The organism is Saccharopolyspora sp. NPDC002686 (assembly GCF_040295745.1).
In the GTDB taxonomy this organism is placed as follows: domain Bacteria; phylum Actinomycetota; class Actinomycetes; order Mycobacteriales; family Pseudonocardiaceae; genus Saccharopolyspora; species Saccharopolyspora oryzae.
This window is the reverse complement of the sequence record NZ_JBEOVY010000104.1, coordinates 1-21274: the sequence shown is the minus strand read 5'-3', so window position 1 is coordinate 21274 and position 21274 is coordinate 1. Positions and strand designations below refer to the sequence as shown.

Genomic DNA, 21274 nt, shown 5'->3' with positions numbered 1-21274 from the left:
GTTGTGACCCCGGAAAGTGCGCACGGGGCAACTGGGCGGATCATTCCGGTAAGGGAGTTTGGCGAGGAACCTCTCAACCTTGTTGATAAAGATTTGCAGCAGTGCTTAGAGTTCAGCAGTGCTGAATCGTCGTGGCCTGCTGGTGGCCGTCCCCGTCGCGTTGACCCTGCTCGGTGCCGGTTGCGCCGCGCCGACCCCGCCGGGGTCCGGGGATCCCGGTTCGATTCTGCTCGCCGACAGCTTCGAACCGGAGAGCCTGAACCCGCTGCTCGGCTACGGTGCGGAGGGCGCGTCCAAGTTCTACGACGGCCTGCTGGCCTTCGACGGCCGCTCCGAGCTCCGGCCCGCGCTGGCCGCTGAAGCACCGCAGTCCTCGCCGGACGCCAAGACCTGGACCGTGAAGCTGCGCGACGGCGTGCGCTTCCACGACGGCACCCCGTTCGACGCCGAGGACGTGGTGGCCACCTACAAGGCGGCGATCGATCCGGCCTACGCCTCCACCATCAGCTCGGACTACAGCATGCTCGCCGACGTGCGCGCCCTCGATCCGCACACCGTGCGCTTCGAGCTGAACATCCCGTACTCGGCGTGGCCGTCGAAGCTGGTGCTGGGCATCGTGCCGAACGAGAAGCTGGCCGAGCCGAAGCCGCAGGAGAACTCCGAGCTCAACACCAAGCCCGTCGGCACCGGCCCGTACAAGCTGGTCGACTGGCGGCAGGGCGACCAGATGACCTGGGAGGGCAACGGCGACTACTGGGGCGGCGCCCCGGCCGTCGACAAGGTCACCGTGGTCTTCGCCAAGGACGACAACACCCGCGCCCAGCGCCTGGCCGCCGGCGAGTTCGACGGCACGGTCCTGCCGCCGGTGCTCGCCGAGAGCGTCGCCCGCGACGGGTTCCGCACCGTCCACCACAGCACCGCCGACTACCGCAGCATCGCGCTGCCCAACACCCACCCGGCCGCCGGCGACCCCGCGGTGCGCATGGCGCTGAACCTCGCCGTCAACCGCGAGGGCATGATCAAGGCGCTGGTGGGCGGGCACGGCAAGCCCGCGTACGCGCCGATCCCGGAGTCGATGGGCGCCAGCTTCGAGCCCGCCGCCCGGTTCGACTTCGACCCGGAGCGCGCCAAGAAGCTGCTGGACGAGGCCGGCTGGCGGCCGGGCGCCGACGGCATCCGCGAGCGCAACGGCGTGCGCGCCCAGTTCACCGTCATGTACTTCGCCGACGACAGCCTGCGCAAGGACCTGGCCGTCGCGTTCGCCTCGGACGCCAAGGCGATCGGCATCCAGGTCGACCCCGCCGGGGTGGACCGCTCCGCGGTCGCCGCGCGGATCGGCGACGAGGGCATCGTGCTCGGCGGCGGGAACCCGATCGACCCCGACCCGCAGGCCTACAACAGCATCCACTCCTCGGTGATCGGCACCGGCACCTACAACAACCCCGGCCAGTACCGCAACGCCGAGGTGGACGCCGCGCTCGACGGCGCCCGCCAGGAGCTCGACCCGGGCAAGCGCGCGGAGCTCTACCGGCAGGCCCAGCGCGTCTACGTCGCCGACCCCGGCCTGGTGTACCTGGCCTTCATCGACCACAGCTACGTGATGCGCGAGGGCGGCTGGACCGGCTACCAGCCGTCGATCGAACCGCACGTGCACGGCACCACCTGGGGCCCGTGGTGGAACATCGAGGCCTGGAAGCCGCAGGCATGAGCCGTGCGATCAGCCGGCTGGTGCTGCGGCGGGTCGGGTTCGCGGTGCCGGTGCTGGTGATCGTGGCGCTCGGGGTGTTCCTGCTCGCCGCGGCCTCCCCGTTCGACCCGATCTACCAGTACTACGGCGTGGAGATCTACGGCGCCTCGGACGCCGACGTCGCGCGCGTGCGCGCCGAGCTCGGGCTCGACGATCCCGTGCTGGTGCAGTTCTGGCACTGGCTGAGCGGGGTGTTCGGCGGTGACCTCGGGGTGTCGCGGTCGTTCCGGCAGCCGGTGGCGCAGGTGCTCGCCGAGCGGCTGCCGTGGACGATCCTGCTGGCCGCGACCGGGCTGGCGCTGGCGGTGGTGATCGCGCTGGTGCTGGGCACGGTCGCCGCGTGGCGGCAGGGCGGCTGGGTGGACCGGTTCGTCACGGCCATCGGCCACGCGCTGGAGGGCCTGCCGCCGTTCGTGCTGGCGCTGCTGTCCATCGCGGTGTTCTCGCTGGGGCTGGGCTGGCTGCCGGTGGCCGGGCTGACCGACGCGGGGCAAGCCGCCTCGATCGGCCAGGTCACCAAGCACCTCGTGCTGCCCGCGCTGGTGCTGGGCATCTCGCAGTCGCCGTGGCTGGTGCTGCACGTCCGGCAGTCGATGCTGACCTCGCTGTCCGAGGACCACGTGACCGGTGCGCGGGCGCGCGGGCTCGCCGAGCGGGTGGTGGTGCTGCGGCACGCGCTGCCGACCGCGCTGCTGCCGTTCGTGACGCTGATCGGCGCGCGGATCCCAGAACTGGTCACCGGTGCGGTGCTGGTCGAGGAGGTCTTCTCCTGGCCGGGGCTGGCCGCCGCCGTGGTCACCGCCGCGACCGCGGTGGACTACCCGCTGCTGGCGGTCCTGACCCTGGTGGCGACCGCGGCGGTGCTGATCGGATCGCTGCTGGCCGACGTCGCCGCGGTCCTGCTCGACCCGAGGGTGGCCGCCGATGGCTGAGACGACCTTGCGCACGACCGAGGCGGGGCAGTGGCGGCCGGCCGGTCGATCCCGGACCGCCCGGGCGCATCCGAGAGCCCGGTTCTGGGGTTCGCTGGTGGCGCTGGCGGTGCTCGTGCTCGCCGCGTTCGCGGTGCCGGTGCTGTTCGGCAGCGAGTCCGTGCGCTACGACTCGATCCGGCTCGCGCCGAGCCCGGCGCACCCGTTCGGCACCGACTCCAGCGGCCGGGACCTGTTCGTGCAGTCGCTGACCGGGTTGCGGATCTCCTTGCTGGTGGCCGGGTTCAGCGCTCTGGTGTCCACTGTGCTCGGTTCGCTGGTGGGCGCGGTCGCCGGATCCGCCGGCGGGTGGGCGGACCGGTTGCTGATGCGCCTGGTGGACGTCGTCAACTCGGTGCCGCACCTGCTGCTGGGCATCGTGATCGTCGCGCTGTACCGGGGGAGCCTGACCGCGGTGATCCTGTCGATCTCGCTGACGCACTGGACGACGGTGGCGCGCATCGTGCGCTCCGAAGTCCTGTCCCTGCGCAGCCGCCCGTACGTCGACGCCGCGATCGCCGGCGGCTCGTCGCGCTGGCGGATCCTGGTGCGCCACCTGCTGCCCGCGATCGTGCCGCAGGCAGCGCTCTCCGCGGTCCTGCTCGTCCCGCACGCGGTGTGGCACGAAACCGCGCTGAGCTTCCTGGGCCTCGGCCTGCCGCCGCACCTGGCCAGCATCGGCAACATCCTCGGCGACGGCCGCGAGGCGGTCCTGCTTGGTGCGTGGTGGATCGTCCTGTTCCCATCGCTGCTCCTGGTCGCGACCACCCTGGCGGTCTCCGGCCTCGCAGCGACCTGGCGCGACCGGGTCGTCCCCCGCCGCCGATCGGAGCTGGCCCTGTGACCGGCGCGGGGCGGCGATTTCACGAGATATCAGCGTTCCGCTGGTTCGGGACCGGGCCGCATGCCACCCCTCGTGCCAACCGGAGTACTGCTCAACCGCACCTCAGGGGACCGTGATGCAACCCAGCCACAAGAAACCGCGAAACGCGAGATCGATTCCGGGCGTGACCACCACTGAAAATCGCGGAGAGGCGGGACAGCTGCTCGAACTGGAGGGGTTGTCGGTTCGGTTCCAGCTGGGGCGGGGGACGCAGGTGCGCGCGGTGACCGACGCGACGCTGCAGCTGCGGCCCGGCCGGGTGCTGGCGCTGGTCGGCGAGTCCGGTTGCGGCAAGTCCGTGCTGGCCTCGGCGCTGCTGGGACTGCTGCCCGGCAACGCCGAGGTGCGCGGAAAAGCGTTGCTGCGCAACGGGATCGAGCTGCTGTCCGCGCCGGAGCAGGTGCTGGCCGGGCAGGTCCGCGGGCGCGAGGTCGGGCTGGTGCCGCAGTCGGCGAGCACCCACCTGACTCCGGTGCGCACCGCGCGCAGCCAGCTCGTCGAGACCATCCGGGCCCTGGGCGGCGAGACCGACGCCGACGCCCTCGCCGAACGCGTCGGCCTGGACCCCGCCGCCCTCGACCGGTACCCGCACGAGCTGTCCGGGGGCATGGCCCAGCGGGTCGCGCTCGCGCTGGCGCTGGCGGGCGATCCGCAGGTCGTCCTGGCCGACGAGCCGACCACCGGGCTCGACCGGCCGCTGGTGCACCGCACCGTGGACCTGCTCGCCGAGGCCGCCACCGGCGACCGCGCGGTGCTGCTGATCACCCACGACCTGGCCGCGGCCCGACGGGTCGCCACCGACGTCGCGGTGATGTACGCCAGCCGCATCGTGGAGGCCGGACCGGCCGCTGAAGTGCTGGCCGAGCCCTGGCACCCCTACACCGCGGGGCTGCTCGCCGCACTGCCCGACGGCGGGTTCCGGCCGATCCCCGGCCACCCGCCGGTTCTGACCGAACTGGACCGCATCGAACGGGAATGGGGTTGCGTGTTCTGCCAACGCTGCCCGGACGTGCCCGGCTTCGCGCCGTGCACCGGTGATCCGGAGCTGATCGACCACGGCGGCCGCTGGGTCGCCGCGCACCCGCCGTGCTGAGCGCGACCGGCGTCGTCGCCGGCTACAAGCGCGGTGAACCGGTGCTCGACGGTGTCGGCCTGGACGTGCCCGGCGGCCAGGTGGTCGGCCTGGCCGGCCCCAGCGGCTGCGGCAAGTCGACCCTGGCCAGGGTGCTCGGGCTCCTGCACGAGCCGTGGGCCGGGCAGGTCTCGCTCGACGGCGAGCCCGTCGGCGGGTTCCGGCACGCCACGCCGAGGGAGCAGCGCGCCGCCATCGGCATCGTCTTCCAGCACCCGCGTCCCGCCGTCGACCCGCGGTTCACCTTGCGCGAGGTCGTCGCCGAGCCGCTGCGCGCCACCGGGACCGGCGGCGACGTCGACGAGCTGGCCGAGGAGGTCGGGCTGACCCCGGAGCTGCTCACGAGGCGTCCGCACGAGGTCAGCGACGGTCAGCTGCAGCGGGCTTGCCTGGCGCGGGCCCTGGCGCTGCGGCCGGGGTACTTGATCTGCGACGAGATGACCGCGATGCTCGACGCGTCCACCACGGCAGCGTTGGTGCAGGTCGTGGACCGCCGGGTGCGCGAGAGCGGGGCCGGCGTGCTCGCGATCAGCCACGACGAGGACCTGCTCGAGCACTGGGCGGCGCACGTGGTTCGCCTCAGTGGTGAGCAGGTGTGACAAGGTGGAGCAGTGCGCGGTTGCGGGGGACCGCTCGGCAAGTGACGACGGACCCTAGGAGTCGACGGTGAGCGAGGGCGAAGGCACCACCTTCATGCAGTGGCGCGAGCGGGCCCAGACCGAGGTGCGCGACGACCGGCCGAAGATGCGCGCGGTCTTCGTGACCGCCGCGGTCGTGGTGGTCATCGGCATCGTGGTCGGAACCCTGTTCCTGCTGCTTTCCTGATCTTCACGACTGTTCCCACCCCGTCCTGCGCGGCGGATCGGGAACAGGCACTTTGCACACGGGGACGTGCGTGCGGAATCCGGCTGAGCTCGGCTTTCGCACCCACGGCCTGCGGTAGCGCGCGGTCAACCGTCGAGCCTGGTGATCAGCAGCCGGGACACGCGGTGGCCCTCCATGGCCCGGACCGTGAAGCGGTGGCCGAACGCGGTCAGCGAATCGCCCTCCGCCGGGACCCGGCCGAGGCGGCTGACCACGAAACCCGCCACCGTGTCGAACGGTCCCTCCGGCAGGTCGATGCCGGTCTGCTCCGCGAAATCGCTGCGGTGCAGCATGCCGTCCACCTCGACGCTGCCGTCCTCCTTCGCGTGCACGGGCGACGCGCTCGCGTCGTACTCGTCCCAGATCTCGCCGACGACCTCCTCCACCAGGTCCTCGACGGTGACGATGCCCGCCGTCCCGCCGTACTCGTCGACCACCACCGCCAGGTGACCGCCGCCGCGGCGCCGCATCTGCGACAGCGCGGCCAGCACCGGTTTGCTCGCGGGCAGCGCGGTCACCGGCCGGATCAGGTCGCCGACCGTGCGACCGTGCGCGGTGGTCAGCAGGTCGCGGACGTGGATGAAGCCCACGACGTCGTCGGCGGTGTCGCGGATGACGGGGTAGCGGGAGTGCGGTTTGCCCGCGACTTCCTCGATCGCCTCGGCCACCGGCGCGGTCACCTCCAGGAAGTCCACCTCGGTGCGCGGCACCATCACCTCGCCGAGCACCCGGTCGGTGGCCCGGAACGCGTCGCTGAGCAGGCGGCGCTCCTCCACGGTCAGCTGCTCGTTGGTGCGCACCATGTCGCGCAGCTCCTCCTCGCTGACCTGCTGCTCGGACGCGCGCGGGTCGATGCCCAGCAGCCGCACCACGCCGTTGGTCGACTTCGACAGCAGCCAGATCACCGGCCGCGACAAGCCCGCCAACCGGTCCAGCACGCCGGCGGTGGCCAGCGAGACCGCCTCGGACTTCTGCAGCGCGAGGCGCTTCGGCACGAGCTCGCCCAGCACCAGCGACAGGTAGGACACGAACAGCGTCACCACGATCAGCGCCAGCGAAGCGGCCAGCGCGATCGGCAGCCCCCACCCGGACAGCACCGGTTCCAGGCGCACCGCGATGGTCGCGCCGCCGTAGCTGGAGGCGAAGAACCCGGCGAAGGTGACGCCGATCTGGACCGCGGAGAGGAACCGGGTGGAGTCGCCGCGCAGCTTCGCGACGCGCGCACCCCGCCGGTCGCGCTCGGCGAGCTTGCGCACCTGGCTCTCACGCAGCGAGACCAGGGCGATCTCCGCAGCCGCGAAGTACCCGCCGACCAGCACGAACACCAGCACCAGCACGATGTTCCAGACCACGCCGTCCACGCCCTGATTCTCACACCGGCCACGCGTCCGCACCGAAGCGTGGATGATGTGCCCAGGATCGGACGGAGAGGAGCCCGTGCCATGGCCATCCGCGGCATCAGCAAGGCAGTCGTCCCGGTGCGCGACCAGGAGCGAGCGAAGCGGTTCTGGAGCGAGACCGTGGGCTTCGAGGTCACCACCGACGCGCCCTACGACGACCAGGGCAACCGCTGGGTGGAGGTGACCGCGCCGAACGGCAGCTCCGTGCTGATCCTGAGCGCGAGCGACTCCGACCAGGCGATCTTCCCGGCGCACGGCGGAGTTCCGACGGCCACCTTCTTCCTCTACGCCGACGACGTCGAGCGGACCTACCGCGAGCTGTCGGCGAAGGGCGTGGAGTTCCCGGAGCCGCCGGTCCAGCAGCCGTGGGGCTGGTGGTCGACGTTCCTGGACAGCGAGGGGAACCGCTTCACCCTCCAGCAGGCCGAGGGCTGAGGATCTGAACGCCGCCGGCGTTTAGAGCAAGACCTGAGGTCAGCCGATCGAGCGCCAGTACTGGCGGCGCTTCGCGTCGCGCACGACGTAGCCGCGCTCGGCGAGTTCGGAGCGCAGCAGGGCGGCTTCCTTGCGGTCGCGCTTGCGCAGGGCGCGGGCGCGCTCGGTCAGCAGCGCGTTGATCCGCAGCGGCAGCTCGGAGCTGTCCTCGTCCCACAGCTGGTACGGGTGCGGATCCTTGTCGCGCCACGGGTAGCCGTGCGCGGTGAAGGCCAGCCGCAGTTCCTTGCGGTCCAAATCGGACTTCCGGCGGGCGAGTTCGGCGCCGGAGCCGTCGAGCACCACGAAGTCCTTGCCGTCGATGAAGACGGCGCCGACGTCGCCGCGCTCGAGGTGGTGCTCGGCGGTCCCGACGGCCATCGTGATCCGCTCCGGTGCGACGGTCACCGCGAGCCGTTCCTGCGCGAACAGCCCGGCGAACCCGAACCCGATGATCGCGCCGACCGCGATCGCGCCGACCGTGCCCCACGGATCCGGCACGGAGGCGGCCAGCTCGAACACGCCGTGGAACGGAACCCACGACAGCACGGCGACCCGCTCCGACACCAACCGCAGCAGGAGCACCAGCAGCGCCCCCACCACCGGGCAGATGATCCACGTGCCCCGCCGGAGGAACGCGTGCTGGACCACGGTGGTCGGACCGGATTCGGCAGCCATGCCCCCATTATCGCCAAGCCCCACCCGGGGCTCGCTCCCACGCCCCGTCGTTCGGCCTGGTAGGCACCCGTGAGCACTTTCCGGCGCCAGGGCCCCAGAAATTGCTCACGGCCCCTGGTCAGGACCCGTGAGTCCTTCGGGTCGCCGTGGCAGCCCAAAAGACGCACGGTCCCTGACCGGGCGCAAGGGAAGGCCCGGGGTGCCGCCACAGCGCCCCGGGCCTCGATCCCCTCTCCCTGTTTGGTCAGGCGCCTGCTTCCTTGAGCAGGATGTCCACCGCCGCGTCGTTGCGGGCGGTTTCCTTCTCGATCACGTCGGCGGGCGGGTAGAAGCCGTCCATACCGCCGCTGTCGGACGGGTACATCTCGAAGGTGTAGGCCAGGATCTTGTGCTGGGCCCACATCCAGTCGAGGATGTCGCCGTCGGTGACGTAGAGCGCGCTGGACTGCTCCGGGGTGTAGCCGTTGGTCTTGGCCATCTCACCGCCGACCTTGGCGAACCGGTCGTACTCCTCCTGGGTCATGCCCTCGGTGACCTGGTCCTGGGTGTGCCCGAACGGCCACAGCACCAGCTCGGAGTAGGTGTGGAAGTCGATGGACGCCTTGATCTGCTGCTTGCCGCCGACCACGCGGGAGTCGATGAAGTCGCGCAGCGCGGTGGTCTCCGGCGCCGACCACGCGGCCGAGCCGCGGTAGTCCTCGGCGTTCGGGTCCTCGCTGGAACCGCCGCAGCAGCCCCACTTGTAACCCCAGTTGCGGTTGAGGTCGGTGCCGGTGTCCTGCCGGTTCTTCCGCCAGCCCGCGAAGTTGCCGGATTCGATGTCGTAGGACGAGCCGTCCGGGTTGACGATCGGGATCACCCAGATCTCGCGGTTGTCGACCACGTCCTTGATCGCCGGGTCCGAGGCGTAGCCGTCGGTGAACCGGGTGGCGATGCGCAGGCACATCTCGGTGGTCAGGTGCTCCCGGGCGTGCTGGTTGCAGTCGAACAGCACCTCGGGCTCGTCCTCGTCCTTCCCGACGTTGTCGCTGATCTTCAGCATCGGGATGTCGCGACCCTCGAAGGACTTGCCGACGCTGGACTTCGCCGCGATGTCCGGGTGGTCGGCGACGATCTTGTCGAGCGCGGCGTTCGTCTCGTCGTAGGTGTGGTAGCCCTCGTAGCCGGGCGGGAACTCGCCGGGGGCGGCCTTGCCGCGGTTGACCCGCTGCAGCGCCTCGCTGATCCCGGTTCCGCCGTCGAGCGCGAACCCGGAGGCCCGGAGCCGGGCGGCCTGGTCGGGGGTGGCTTCCACGGTGGCCACGCCGTCGCGGACCCCGATGACCTGCGCGCCGGTCCGGTTGATCTCGGTGCGGCTGGTGCTGTCGGTGTTCGGAACGGTGTAGACCGCTGGTTCCTGTTCCTGCGCGGCGGCAGTCGGCTCCGCGGACACGCTGGCCTGGATCGGGGCCAGCAGGACCAGGCTCGCGGCGGCCGCCACGGCCGCTGCCTTGCGCCGTGAGCTGAACATCGGGTCTCCGATCGATCACTGGTGGTGATGTGGAGAGGTTGTAGGAGGCAACCGATGTTGGCAAGCCACTGGCGAACTATGGTCGCCCGTTAACGTTTTCCCGAATGGTGGACGCGTTGTGTGACCCCGAGCGGGTTCGGGCACAGCTCTCGGTGGTGGCGATTACCCTGGTTGGTGCAACCTCGAGGCCTTTGGAAGGACGCTCATGCTCACCCGTACCGACCTGCGCGGTCGCGTTCCGTCCACCGTCGAGCTGCGCGCCACGCTGCCGCGCGCCGAGATGGACGTGGAGCACGTGCTGCATCGGGTCCGGCCGGTGATCGAGGCGATCCGCGACCGGGGCGTGCCCGCGGTGCAGGAGTTCACCGAGAAGTTCGACGGAGTTCGACCGGAACGGGTGAGGGTCGGGGCGGCCGAGTTGCGCCGCGCGCTCGACGAGCTGGACCCGGCCGTGCGCGCCGCGCTGGAGGAGTCGATCTCCCGCGCCCGCAAGGTGCACGGCGACCAGCGCCGCACCGACACCACCACGCAGGTCGTGCCCGGTGGCACCGTGACCGAGCGCTGGGTGCCGGTCGCCCGCGTCGGCCTGTACGCGCCGGGCGGCCTGGCGGTGTACCCGTCCAGCGTGGTCATGAACGTGGTCCCGGCGCAGACCGCCGGGGTCGAGTCGCTGGTGGTGTGCAGCCCGCCGCAGGCGGAGTTCGGCGGCCTGCCGCACCCGACGATCCTGGCCGCCGCGCAGCTGCTCGGCGTCGAGGAGGTCTGGGCGGTCGGCGGTGCGCAGGCGGTGGCGCTGCTCGCCTACGGCGGCGAGGACACCGACGGCTCGGAGCTGGCGCCGGTGGACATGGTGACCGGGCCGGGCAACGTCTACGTGACCGCCGCCAAGCGGCACCTGCGCAGCCTGATCGGCATCGACTCGGAGGCCGGGCCGACCGAGATCGCGGTGCTGGCCGACGGCACCGCCGACCCGGTGCACGTGGCCGCGGACCTGATCAGCCAGGCCGAGCACGACCCGCTGGCGGCCAGCGTGCTGGTGACCTCCTCGCCGGAGCTGGCCGACGCGGTCGACGCCGAGCTGGAGCGCCAGGTGGCGCAGACCAAGCACGTCGAGCGGATCCGCACCTCGCTGACCGGTGAGCAGTCCGGCTGCATCCTGGTGTCCACTGTGGAGGACGGCATCCGGGTGGTGGACGCCTACGCCGCCGAGCACCTGGAAATCCAGACGGCGGAAGCGGAATCGGTCGCCGCGCAGGTGCGCAACGCGGGCGCGATCTTCATCGGCCCGTACGCGCCGGTGTCGCTGGGCGACTACTGCGCCGGTTCCAACCACGTGCTGCCCACCGGTGGGTGCGCGCGGCACTCCTCCGGGCTGAGCGTGCAGAGCTTCCTGCGCGGCATCCACGTGATCTCCTACAGCGAGCAGGCGCTGCGCGACGTGGCCGACAAGGTCGTGGCGCTCGCCGACGCCGAGGACCTGCCGGCACATGGTCAGGCGATCACCGCCCGCTTTCCCCGCTGACCCGAAGGTTGAACACATGAGTGACGTGCTCGGCGCCGAAACGACGCTGGCCGACCTGCCGCTGCGGGAGGACCTGCGCGGTCGGAGCCCCTACGGCGCACCGCAGCTGGACGTCTCGGTCCGGCTCAACACCAACGAGAACCCCTACCCGCCGCCGCCGGAACTCGTCGACGACGTGACCGCGGCGGTGCGCGAAGCCGCCACCGAGCTGCACCGCTACCCCGACCGCGACGCCAAGGCGCTGCGCGCCGACCTGGCCGCCTACCTGTCCGGCGCGACCGGGGTGCCGCTGGTGGCCGAGAACCTCTGGGCCGCCAACGGTTCCAACGAGGTCCTGCAGCAGATCCTGCAGGCGTTCGGCGGTCCCGGGCGCACCGCGCTCGGCTTCGAACCGTCGTACTCGATGCACCCGATCCTGTCCGCCGGCACCCGCACCGACTGGGTCCCGGCGCCGCGCCGCCCGGACTTCAGCCTGGACGGCGCGGAAGCCGCCCGGATCGTCGCCGAGAAGCAGCCCAGCGTGGTCTTCGTGACCAGCCCGAACAACCCCACCGGGCAGTCGATCTCGCAGGACGACCTGCGCGCGATCCTCGACGCCGCACCGGGCGTGGTGGTGGTCGACGAGGCCTACGCCGAGTTCTCCGCCCGCCCCAGCGCGGTCGAGCTGATCGAGCAGTACCCGACGAAGGTCATCGTCAGCCGCACGATGAGCAAGGCGTTCGCGTTCGCCGGCGGTCGGCTCGGCTACCTGGCCGCGGCCCCGGCGATGATCGACGCGCTGCTGCTGGTCCGGCTGCCGTACCACCTCTCGGCGGTCACGCAGGCCGCCGCGCGCGCCGCGCTGCGCCACGCCGACGCGACGCTCGGTTCGGTGCGGGCGCTCATCGACGAGCGGGAGCGGGTGGTGCGCGAGCTGGCCGCGATGGGCTTCTCGCCGGTGCCCAGCGACGCCAACTTCGTCCTCTTCGGACGGTTCGCGGACGCCCACCGCGCGTGGCAGCGCTACTTGGACGCAGACGTGCTGATCCGCGACGTCGGCATCCCCGGACACCTGCGGGTCACCATCGGCACGCCGGAGGAGAACGACGCCTTCCTGGCGGCCGGCAAGGCAGTGAGCGAGGAGATCGAGCAGTGACATTCCAGCCGGGAACCCGCATCGGCCGGGTCGAGCGCACCACCAGCGAGTCCTCGGTGCTGGTCGAGCTGGACCTCGACGGCACCGGGCAGGTCGACATCGACACCACGGTCCCGTTCTACGACCACATGCTCACCGCCCTCGGCACGCACGGCGCCTTCGACCTGAAGGTGAAGTCGACCGGTGACGTCCACATCGACGCCCACCACACGGTGGAGGACACCGCGATCGTCCTCGGCCAGGCGCTGCGCCAGGCGCTGGGCGACAAGAAGGGCATCCGCCGCTTCGGCGACGCCTGGATCCCGATGGACGAAACCCTCGCGCACGCGGCGGTGGACGTCTCGGGCCGCTCGTACTGCGTGCTGACCGGGGAACCGGAGCAGTACAACAGCTTCACGATCGGCGGCAACTACCCGTTCGTCCTCAACCGCCACGTGTTCGAGTCCCTGGCCTTCCACGCCCAGATCAACCTGCACGTCCGGGTGATCCACGGCCGCGACCCGCACCACATCGCGGAAGCCCAGTACAAGGCGATCGCCCGGGCCCTCCGCGCGGCGGTCGAACCGGACCCCCGATTCGCCGGCGTGATCCCCTCCACGAAGGGCGCCCTGTAAGGCGATGCCCATCCCGCCGCTGCGGCCTCCTGCTGCAGCGGCGGGATTTGTCCGACCGGCATGCCACGATGCATCCATGAACGTTGCTGACCGGACCATGCCCCCGCTGGACGCCGACGAGCGGACCACGTTGGAGAGCTGGCTCGACTTCTACCGCACCACGCTCGTGCAGAAGTGCGGCGGCTTGGCCGACGACCAGCTCCGCCGGGCGTCCGCGGAGCCCTCGCAGATCACGCTGCTCGGTCTCGTCCAGCACATGGCGGAGGTCGAGCGGAACTGGTTCCGCCGGGTGCTGGTGCAGGAGGACGCCCCGCCGATCTTCGACCCGAACGCGGACCCCGACGGCATCGACGGCGGTTTCGACCTCGCCGAGGACGCAACGCTCGACCAGGCCCTGTCCACGTGGCAGACCGAGGTGGCACGTGCCCGCGAGAACTGCGCGACCCGCGCCCTGGACGACAAGAGCCCCTTCATGGGAGCCCAGGTGACCCTGCGCTGGATCTACACCCACATGATCGCCGAGTACGCCCGCCACTGCGGCCACGCGGACCTGGTCCGCGAGCGGATCGACGGCGCCACCGGGGTCTGACTTCCCGCGCAGGCCGGACTTTTCGAGCCGGAGGCACCTTTTCGCCGCGAGGTGCGCAGATTCCGTTCGGCCGGTGCTCCGCGATTTCCCCTATCGTCATCCCTCCTCTGATATGACAGTGCGGAGAGTGCGTTGATCGGCACTTTCCGCACTGTCGTCAGAGAGGGAGTCCGGTGGCGCGTCAGGAACGTCCGCTGCGCGATTTCGCGGTGCTGCTCTACGGGGCGGGGCTCGGGTTCCTGACCAACCTGGCGACCAACAGCGCCGACGGCTGGGGGCCGCCGTTCGACCTGATCCGCGACCACTCGGAGTACCTGATCGGCGCGGGCGTGCTGGTGCCCGCCGCGTATTACGCGTGGCGGCAGCGGAAGCTGCACACCGAGCACGACTGGGACGCCGCGAAGCAGGGCAACCCGTACCCGGGGCTGCAGTCCTTCGGGCCGGATCACGAGAAGGTGTTCTTCGGCCGCGACCGCGCGGTCCGCGAGCTGCACGAGCGGCTGGAGGTGCCCGGCGGCGAGCCGGAGGACCGCTTCCTGCTGGTCGCCGGACCATCGGGTTCGGGGAAGTCGTCGCTGGTCAACGCCGGTTTGGCGGGGTTGTTGCGGCGGCGGAACTGGTGGCTGAGCGATCCGGTCGCGCCGGGCCGCGACCCGTTCGGCGCGCTGGTGCACGCGTTCCAGGGCGATCTCCCGAAGGCCGAGGGCGACGCGCTCGTCCGGGACCTGCGGGTGGAAGCGCAACGCGCGCTGGAGCGCTTGCGGCGCACCGACGAGCCGCGATCGACGCATCCCGAGGTGCTGAACGCGCTGCTCGGGGAGGCGGTCCGGCTGAACCGCCCGGCCGTGCTGCTGCTCGACCAGTTCGAAGAGCTCGTGACGCAGGTGGACGCCCGGACCCGCCAGGAGTTCATGGCCCTGCTGCACACCGCGCTGGCCGACCACCGGCGCCTGCACGTGGTGGCGACGATGCGCGCGGAGTTCATCGGCGTCTTCCTGCCGGAGCCCAGCGGCGAGCTGCTGCGCAACCCCTACGTCGTGACCCGCCTCAACCGCGCGGAACTCCGGCAGATCATCACCGGCCCGGCCCGCAAGGCCGGGGTCGAGGTCGAGCCCGAAGCGGTGGCGGCCATGGTCGACGACGCGACCGAAGCCGGCGCCGACGTCCTGCCGCTGCTGGCCTACCTCCTGCACAACCTCTACGCAGACTACGGCGGCGACGGCCGGATCACGTTGCAGGAGTATGTGGAATCGGGTCGCGTCGCCGAGGCGATCTCGTCCACCGCGGGCAAGGTCCTCGCCCGGCTGTCCCGCCAGTACGACGAAGCGCAGGTGATGCGAACGCTGCTGAGGTTCGTCTCCTTCGCCTCGCACACCGACGAACCGACGCGCAACAGCGTCCGCCTCGACGACCTGGACGAGGAGGAGAAGCACGTCGTCGAGGAGTTCTTGGAAGCACGGCTGCTCGTCGACGACAGCGAGGGCCACCGGGACCTCGCGCACGAAGCGCTGCTGCGCCAGTGGGAACCCCTGCGCAACTGCCTGGACCAGCAGCGCCCGCTGCTCCGCAAGCGCACCACCTTCCAGCAGCGGGCCCAGGAGTGGGAGCAGTCCGGCCGCCGCGGGGACCTGCTGCTCCCGGAGAGCCAGGTCGACGAAGCAGTCGAGGTCACGACGTCGGTCGAGTGCAGCGCGCTGCTCCGCGAGTTCTGCGCGGCATCGGTGGAAGCGCGGCGGAAGGCCAGGCGGAACCGGGCGATCACCGCGGCGCAGCAAGCGGATCTGGTGAAGGCCTCGAACCCGCAGCTGGCGCTCGCCGTCGCCCGGGAGATCGCCGAGCTCAGCCCGGGCGAGGTCACCGCGGCGGCGTTCTGGGCCCGGCTGCGCGACCCGTTGGTGTGGAGCGTGCGCCGCCACGCGAACCGCATCATGGCCGTTCGCTGGGACGACGAAGGTCGCTTGTGGGCGGTGGACGACGACGGCGTCCTGATGGTGCACGACATCGCTCAGGAGCAGCCCGTTCAGGTCCGCCACCTGCCGGGGAAGGGGCGCCAGATCGTGGCCCAGTGGACCAGCGGCAACGAGCTGATCTTCGGTGATGCCGAGGGCTTGAAGCGCTGGGACCTGGTGGCCGACGAGGTCGATGCCGTGGACCGGCGGGGCAAGGTGCGGCACCCGCTCTCCTGGTCTTCGGACGGGTGGCTCGCCTACGACTGCGACGGCCAGATGGTCGTGCGGGCGCCTGGCGAAACCGGCCCGCCCACTCCGCTGGGGAGTTCGGACCTCGTCGGGCACGCGGAGTGGGCTCCGACGGGGTTGCTGGCCCTCGGCGACAACAACGGTCTCGTCCGCACCTGGAACCCCGGAACCGGCGAGACGACCGTCGTTCACGAGCACGTCAGCGGGGTGAACTCCCTCTCGTGGTCGGAAACCGGTCTGCTGGCCAGCGCGGACGACCGGGTGGTTCGGGTGTGGGACCCCGAAACCGGTGAGACCGAGGTCCTGCGCGGCTGGGAGAACTCCCTCGTCGGTGCCACCTGGACGAGCCGCGAGCAGTTGGTCATCGGGATGGGGGCGCGCGGCAGCATCCGGCTCGACGTCTGGAACAGCAGGACCAAAGCGCTGCGCACGATTCGGCACTGCTCGGAGCAGGTGTGGGCGATCTTCCCCGCCCCGGGCGAGAACCTGCTGGTCTGCATGAGGTCCGGTTCCGCGGAGCTCATCCGCACCGACGTGAGCCATCACGTGGGGCACCGGCAGGGGGTCGCAGTCGCCGGTGGTTCCGCGCACGGCACCGACCTGCTCACCGTCGGAGCCGACGGCAAGCTCTGGCGGACGGGTGCCGAGGGGTCTGAGCAGCTCGGGCGCGATGCGCATTCCGGCGTCGCCGAGGTGCTCGCCTGGTCGGCGGACGGCCTGCTGGCCAGCGCGAGGTGGGAGTACAAGAGCCACAACGAAGTGCTGGTCTGGGATCGGCACCGGGCCGCGCCCCTGCTCGTGCAGCGCGGCAACGGCGAGATCACCGGCATCGCGTGGTCGCCGGACGGCTTGCTCGCCTGGGACGACGAGAACGAGGTGCACGTCTGGGATGCGAAGCGGCGCGAGTTCCGGGCAGTGCTGGAGTTCGCCGGGCGACCGGAAGCCCTCGGCTGGTCCAGCACCGGTCTGCTCGCGATCGGCACGACTTCCGGTGGGCTCACGACCTGGGACCCGATTGCGGGGACCGCGAGAGCGCTGCAGAAGGAGGACAACCCGCTCCGGGAGGTCGGAGCTGTCGCTTGGTCGGCGGCCGGAGAACTGGCCACCGGCGACTACAGCGGTGCGGTGCGGGTGTGGGACCTCGAATCCGGTGAGTCGACCTTGCTCGCCATGCACGCCGACGCCGTGAAGGTGGTGGCGTGGTCCCCGGACGGCCTGCTGGCCAGCGGCGGCGATCAGACGGTTCGACTGTGCGATCCGAGGAACGGGTGGAGCCGCATCGTCGATCAGCGGGACGACGATCTGAAGGTGCTGGCTTGGTCGACCGGCGGTGTGCTCGCCAGCGGGTGGGGCGAAGGCGCGGTGCGGATCTTGGAACCGGATGCCGGCGAGTCCCGCCTCGTGCACGAGCACCCGCGCGACGTCGATTCCCTCGCCTGGTCCGGTGCCGGGCAGCTCGCGAGCAGTTCCGGCACCCTGCGGAATCCGGTGCTCATCTGGGATGCGGACGAGTCCGCAACGCACCGGCCCGAACCCGCCGTCGGGACCACGCGGCTGGTCTGGTCCCCGGACGACGAACTGACCACTTCGGACGACGATGCCCGGATTCGATTGTGGTCCAAGGATTTTCGGCGGAGTCAGGTGATCCGGCAGCACGACGGTCCGGTCGGTGCCGTCGCGGTGTCCGGCACCGGTCTGGTCGCGTCGCTCGGCGAGGACGGCGATCTCCGCACGTGGGACGGGAAGACGGGCGAGAGCCGCGTGATCTCGGCGGGCGAAGTCGACATCAGCGCGCTGGCGTGGGACTCGGGCGATCGACTCGCGGTGGCGCGCAGGGACCGCGGCGTCGCCCTGTGGGATCCGGCGACCGGTGAGTTCACCGATCTGACGACTCGGATCGCGCGCATCAGCACGATGGCTTGGAGTGCGAGCGGTGTGCTGGCGATGGGTAGTGACGATTTCGTCGTCCGCCTCCGGGACCCGGAAACCGAGCAGATCCGGGAACTGCGCAGGCACACGGCCGTGGTGCGGGCACTGGTGTGGCTGGACGAGGACCGGCTGATCAGCGCGGGCGACGACGGCCTGCTGATCTGGGACGTGCCCGGCGAGCGGGTGCTCGTCATCGGGGACGCGGTGGAGGTCGCCCACCTGGCCTGGATGCCGGGTCGACCACTGGCCAGCGCGGACGACGAAGGCCGGATCAGCCTGTGGGACCCGGAATCGGGCCACGTCATCGCGACCTTCCACACCCACGAGGACAACATCACCGTGCTCTCCTGGCGGGACGACGGCCTGCTGATGAGCGCCGGTCGGGACCGCCGGGTGCTCACCTGGAACTTCGACACCGACACCGAATCCCTGCTCCGCGAAGCCGATGAACGAGGCGTCCGACCTCTCACCGACCAGGAACGAGCCCGCTTCGGCCTGGCCTGATCACCGGGAAGCGCCGTCGACCGGCCTGGTCGACGGCGCTTCCCGGCTATTCGCAGGCCACGCCGTCGTGATCCCGGTCCAGGCCGCTCCGGTACCCCGGTTCGCCGGCGTAGAGGGGAGCTGCACCGGCCTTCCTCGCTGCGGTGCAGTTCGGGTAGTACGCCGAACTGCTGTCCCCACCACCGGATTTCTCCTCCGGCGTCGGTGCCGGAGGTGGTGGCGGCGGGGGCTTCGGTGGTCCGTCGGGCTGGGCCAGCGTGCGCTGCGAGTCGTCCGGTGCGGGGTCGACGTGGTCGGGGTCGCCGTCGCCGTCGCGATCGGGCAGCGTCGGCCGGAGGTTCAGGTTCGCCGAGAGGCTGGGGTAGTCGAGCCCGGTCGGGCACGCCACGGCATTCGGTGAGACGTAGAGCGTGATCGTCGCCGGCGGGCTGATCGACGCGCCGGCTGGGAAGTTCGTGCCGCACACCAGCGTTCCGGCGATCCCGGTGACGTCGTCGGCGTAGGCGGCGACCACCTCGGAGGTGAACTCGCCGGGGAGCGCCTCCAGGGCCTGCTGCGCTTGAGACGTGGAAGTCCCCACCAGCGAGGGCATCGTCGGAGGCGGCGGAGCGGATGTGGTCGCCGGCTGCGTCGACGTCGTCGGCGCGGTGGTCGGGCTCTGGTCTGCGGTGGATCCACCGCACGAGGCGAGTGCTCCGGCTAATCCGACCGCGCAAGCACTGATCGTGAGATTCCTACGCGTTCGACTCATCCGGGGCAAATTACCAGCGAAAATCTCCACATGTAGCCCTTCTCGGGCACGAAGAGCTGAACGGACCAATCCGGCGCGTCCTCGGCAGTTCCGGCGAGCCGATTTCGCCGGAGGTGATCACGCAACGTGGTGCTGGGGGTGCCTGGCGTTACGCCGTTCGGAGGACTGGGGCGGTTCATCGGTGCGTCACTCCGGGGTCTCCCGTGCTTGGCTTTCGTCGAGCAACATTCCTCGCTGTGACTGAGGTTTCTCGACGTCGGGTGCTCGCCGGGGCCGCTGGTGCGGTCGGTGGCGCTGCCGTTGCTTCGCTGTTGCCACCTTCGCTGCACCGGGCCATGGCCCAACCGGTGCGCAAGGGCGGTTTGGACGCGCTCGAGCACGTCATCGTGCTCATGCAGGAGAACCGCTCCTTCGACCACTACTACGGGACCTTGCAGGGGGTTCGCGGGTTCGGCGATCGGCAGCCGCTCCAGCAGCCCGACGGCCGTTCGGCGTTCCAGCAGCCCACCGTCGGCGGCGAGGTGCTGCCGTTCTCGCTGCGGCAGGGGGCGGAGCGCGAGGGGCGGCCGGTCTCGGACATCCAGTACCTCGGCGCCCTCGACCACAGCTGGGGCGGTAGCGGCAAGGCCTGGGCGCGCGGCTGGAACAACGACTGGATCGCCGCCAAGACCGCCGCCACCATGACCTACTACGAGCGGCAGGACATCCCGCTGCAGTACGAGCTGGCGGACACCTTCACCATCTGCGACGCCTACCACTGCTCGGTCTTCGGCTCCACCAACCCGAACCGGAACTACCTGTTCTCCGGCACCACCGGTTACGAGCCGGGCAGCACGAAGCGCGCCGTCACCAACGCGGCCTACGACTACGACCACGCCGGCTACGAGTGGACCACCTACCCGGAACGCCTGGAGCAGGCCGGGGTGAGCTGGCAGATCTACCAGGAGTGGGACAACTTCACCGACAACTCGGTGGAGTACTTCAAGACCTTCAAGGAGATCGGGCACAAGGTGCTGGCCCCGGTCGACGGGAAGTTCCGCACCACCGAGGAGTTCTACACCGCTCTGTTCGACAAGCCCGCCGACGAGCAGGAACGGCTGCTCGCGCAGCTGGAAGCCGGGCGCAGGGCGCTGACCGACGCCGAGCGGAGCCTGTTCGACCGCGCGATGTACCGCAGCAAGCCGGGCACCCTCGTCCAGCGGTTGCGCACCGACATCGCGGCGGGCCGGTTGCCGCAGGTCGTCTGGTTGGTGCCGTCCTCGACGGACTCCGAGCACCCCAGCAGTTCGACGCCGGTCGGCAGCGCGAACCTGATCTACCAGGTCCTGGACGTGGTCGCGGACCCGAAGGTCTGGCCGAAGACCGCGCTGCTGCTCAACTTCGACGAGAACGACGGCTACTTCGACCACGTGCCGCCGCCGGTGCCGCCGAAGCCCGAGTCGGGGGAGGGCGACGACTACTTCGAGGGGCGGCCGATCGGCCTCGGCCCGCGGGTGCCGATGACCGTGGTTTCCCCTTGGACCGTCGGTGGTTTCGTCAACTCCGAGGTCTTCGACCACACCTCGGTGGTGCGGTTGCTGGAGCGCTGGACCGGCGTGCAGGAGCCGAACATCAGCTCCTGGCGGCGGGCCGCGTGCGGCGACCTGACGTCGGCGTTCGACTTCGACAACACCGCCAAGGCGCCCGAGCCCGCGAAACCGGGCCCGGTGCCCGCACCGATCCAGCGCTGGCACCCGAAACCCCCTGCGGATCAGGCACTTCCGGTCCAGGAGCAGGGCCGTCGGCCCGCCCGGGCGCTGCCCTACCAGCCGCAGGTCTCCGGAGCCGTGGACGGGGAGTCCGTGGCGTTGCGGCTCGGGAACGTCGGCGCCGCGTCCGCGCACTTCGCGATCTACCCGTACGCCGGGGAACTGCCCGAACCGGCCCACGTGGACGTCCTCGGCGAGCAGGTGGTGACCGTGCCGGTCCGCGACGAGTACCGCCTGGCGGTGCAGGGGCCGAACCGGTTCTGGTTCGAGCTGAGCGGAACGCGCGGCGGGAAGGCGGCGGGCGTCGACGTCCAGACCCGCCACACCGACCGGGGCCTGGCGCTGGAACTGCGCAACGGGGGGAAGCAGGACATCACCCTCCGCCTGCGTTCCGTCGGTTACACCGTCCACGAGGAGCAGGTCCGAGTCGCGGCGGGCGGTGCGCAGCCGCTGGACTGGCCGACGGACCAGGGCTGGTACGACGTGGAGATCACCACGTCCCAGGACCAGACCTACCGCCGCCGCATCACCGGCCGAGCCGAGAACGGCCAACCCGGCGTCACCGGCTGATCAGACTCGTGAGCGGCGATGGTGGTAAGAGCCACCAAAGCCGCGCACCTGCTAA

At 70.9% G+C, this 21274-nt stretch carries 17 protein-coding genes; 13 read left to right on the top strand and 4 right to left on the bottom strand.

Annotated features, from left to right (window positions below; genetic code table 11):
• Positions 1–118: 118 nt before the first annotated feature.
• From ABTZ89_RS16175 to ABTZ89_RS16150, 6 genes are all read left to right on the top strand, one after another.
• Positions 119–1708, top strand: a complete 1590-nt coding sequence (locus tag ABTZ89_RS16175) for an ABC transporter substrate-binding protein (RefSeq protein WP_351045174.1) — start codon at positions 119–121, stop codon at positions 1706–1708.
• The gene (locus ABTZ89_RS16170) at positions 1705–2679 is read left to right on the top strand and encodes an ABC transporter permease (protein ID WP_270947049.1); all 975 of its coding nucleotides are present in this window, start codon (positions 1705–1707) and stop codon (positions 2677–2679) included. Before ABTZ89_RS16175 ends, ABTZ89_RS16170 begins: the two co-directional genes overlap by 4 nt.
• Positions 2672–3562: an ABC transporter permease gene (locus ABTZ89_RS16165; protein WP_270947050.1), complete on the top strand. Its 891-nt coding sequence runs from the start codon at positions 2672–2674 to the stop codon at positions 3560–3562. Before ABTZ89_RS16170 ends, ABTZ89_RS16165 begins: the two co-directional genes overlap by 8 nt.
• Positions 3563–3725: 163 nt before the next feature.
• A complete protein-coding gene (locus tag ABTZ89_RS16160) occupies positions 3726–4694 on the top strand; it encodes an ABC transporter ATP-binding protein (RefSeq protein WP_351045169.1) in 969 nt (322 codons plus the stop codon).
• Positions 4688–5332 (top strand): ABC transporter ATP-binding protein, encoded by a 645-nt coding sequence (locus tag ABTZ89_RS16155; RefSeq protein ID WP_351045166.1) that lies wholly within the window; start codon positions 4688–4690, stop codon positions 5330–5332. The genes ABTZ89_RS16160 and ABTZ89_RS16155 overlap by 7 nt, the downstream gene beginning before the upstream one ends.
• A 67-nt stretch (positions 5333–5399) precedes the next feature.
• On the top strand, positions 5400–5558 hold the full coding sequence (locus tag ABTZ89_RS16150) for a hypothetical protein (protein WP_270947053.1): 159 nt from the start codon (positions 5400–5402) through the stop codon (positions 5556–5558).
• Positions 5559–5683: 125 nt separating this feature from the next.
• Here the strand turns inward: ABTZ89_RS16150 and ABTZ89_RS16145 are convergent, their stop codons facing one another.
• Positions 5684–6958 carry a hemolysin family protein gene (locus ABTZ89_RS16145; protein ID WP_351045162.1) on the bottom strand — a complete coding sequence of 425 codons (1275 nt, stop codon included), beginning with the start codon at positions 6956–6958 and terminating at the stop codon, positions 5684–5686.
• Between the two features lie 81 nt (positions 6959–7039).
• Here ABTZ89_RS16145 and ABTZ89_RS16140 point away from each other — a divergent pair, with 81 nt between their 5' ends.
• Positions 7040–7432 (top strand): glyoxalase superfamily protein, encoded by a 393-nt coding sequence (locus tag ABTZ89_RS16140; RefSeq protein ID WP_270947055.1) that lies wholly within the window; start codon positions 7040–7042, stop codon positions 7430–7432.
• A gap of 39 nt (positions 7433–7471) precedes the next feature.
• Here the strand turns inward: ABTZ89_RS16140 and ABTZ89_RS16135 are convergent, their stop codons facing one another.
• Positions 7472–8149, bottom strand: a complete 678-nt coding sequence (locus tag ABTZ89_RS16135) for a YqeB family protein (protein WP_351045158.1) — start codon at positions 8147–8149, stop codon at positions 7472–7474.
• A 244-nt stretch (positions 8150–8393) separates the two neighbouring features.
• Positions 8394–9659: a M14 family metallopeptidase gene (locus ABTZ89_RS16130; RefSeq protein ID WP_270947057.1), complete on the bottom strand. Its 1266-nt coding sequence runs from the start codon at positions 9657–9659 to the stop codon at positions 8394–8396.
• A 205-nt stretch (positions 9660–9864) separates the two neighbouring features.
• Between ABTZ89_RS16130 and hisD the strand changes: the two genes are divergently transcribed.
• The 5 genes from hisD (at position 9865) to ABTZ89_RS16105 (ending at position 18150) form a co-directional block, all read left to right on the top strand.
• On the top strand, positions 9865–11181 hold the full coding sequence (gene hisD, locus ABTZ89_RS16125) for a histidinol dehydrogenase (RefSeq protein ID WP_351045155.1): 1317 nt from the start codon (positions 9865–9867) through the stop codon (positions 11179–11181).
• Between the two features lie 16 nt (positions 11182–11197).
• Positions 11198–12316, top strand: a complete 1119-nt coding sequence (locus ABTZ89_RS16120; RefSeq protein WP_270947059.1) for a histidinol-phosphate transaminase — start codon at positions 11198–11200, stop codon at positions 12314–12316.
• A complete protein-coding gene (gene hisB, locus ABTZ89_RS16115; RefSeq protein ID WP_270947060.1) occupies positions 12313–12930 on the top strand; it encodes an imidazoleglycerol-phosphate dehydratase HisB in 618 nt (205 codons plus the stop codon). Before ABTZ89_RS16120 ends, hisB begins: the two co-directional genes overlap by 4 nt.
• A gap of 76 nt (positions 12931–13006) precedes the next feature.
• Positions 13007–13519: a DinB family protein gene (locus ABTZ89_RS16110; RefSeq protein WP_270947061.1), complete on the top strand. Its 513-nt coding sequence runs from the start codon at positions 13007–13009 to the stop codon at positions 13517–13519.
• 173 nt (positions 13520–13692) lie between these two features.
• A complete protein-coding gene (locus ABTZ89_RS16105) occupies positions 13693–18150 on the top strand; it encodes an NACHT and WD repeat domain-containing protein (protein ID WP_351045150.1) in 4458 nt (1485 codons plus the stop codon).
• 46 nt (positions 18151–18196) lie between these two features.
• On the opposite strand, the gene ABTZ89_RS16100 is transcribed toward ABTZ89_RS16105, so the two are convergent.
• Complete coding sequence (locus ABTZ89_RS16100) at positions 18197–18742, bottom strand: excalibur calcium-binding domain-containing protein (RefSeq protein WP_351045147.1); 546 nt, start codon at positions 18740–18742, stop codon at positions 18197–18199.
• 395 nt (positions 18743–19137) lie between these two features.
• Here ABTZ89_RS16100 and ABTZ89_RS16095 point away from each other — a divergent pair, with 395 nt between their 5' ends.
• Complete coding sequence (locus tag ABTZ89_RS16095) at positions 19138–21219, top strand: phosphocholine-specific phospholipase C (RefSeq protein ID WP_351045144.1); 2082 nt, start codon at positions 19138–19140, stop codon at positions 21217–21219.
• Positions 21220–21274: the final 55 nt, after the last annotated feature.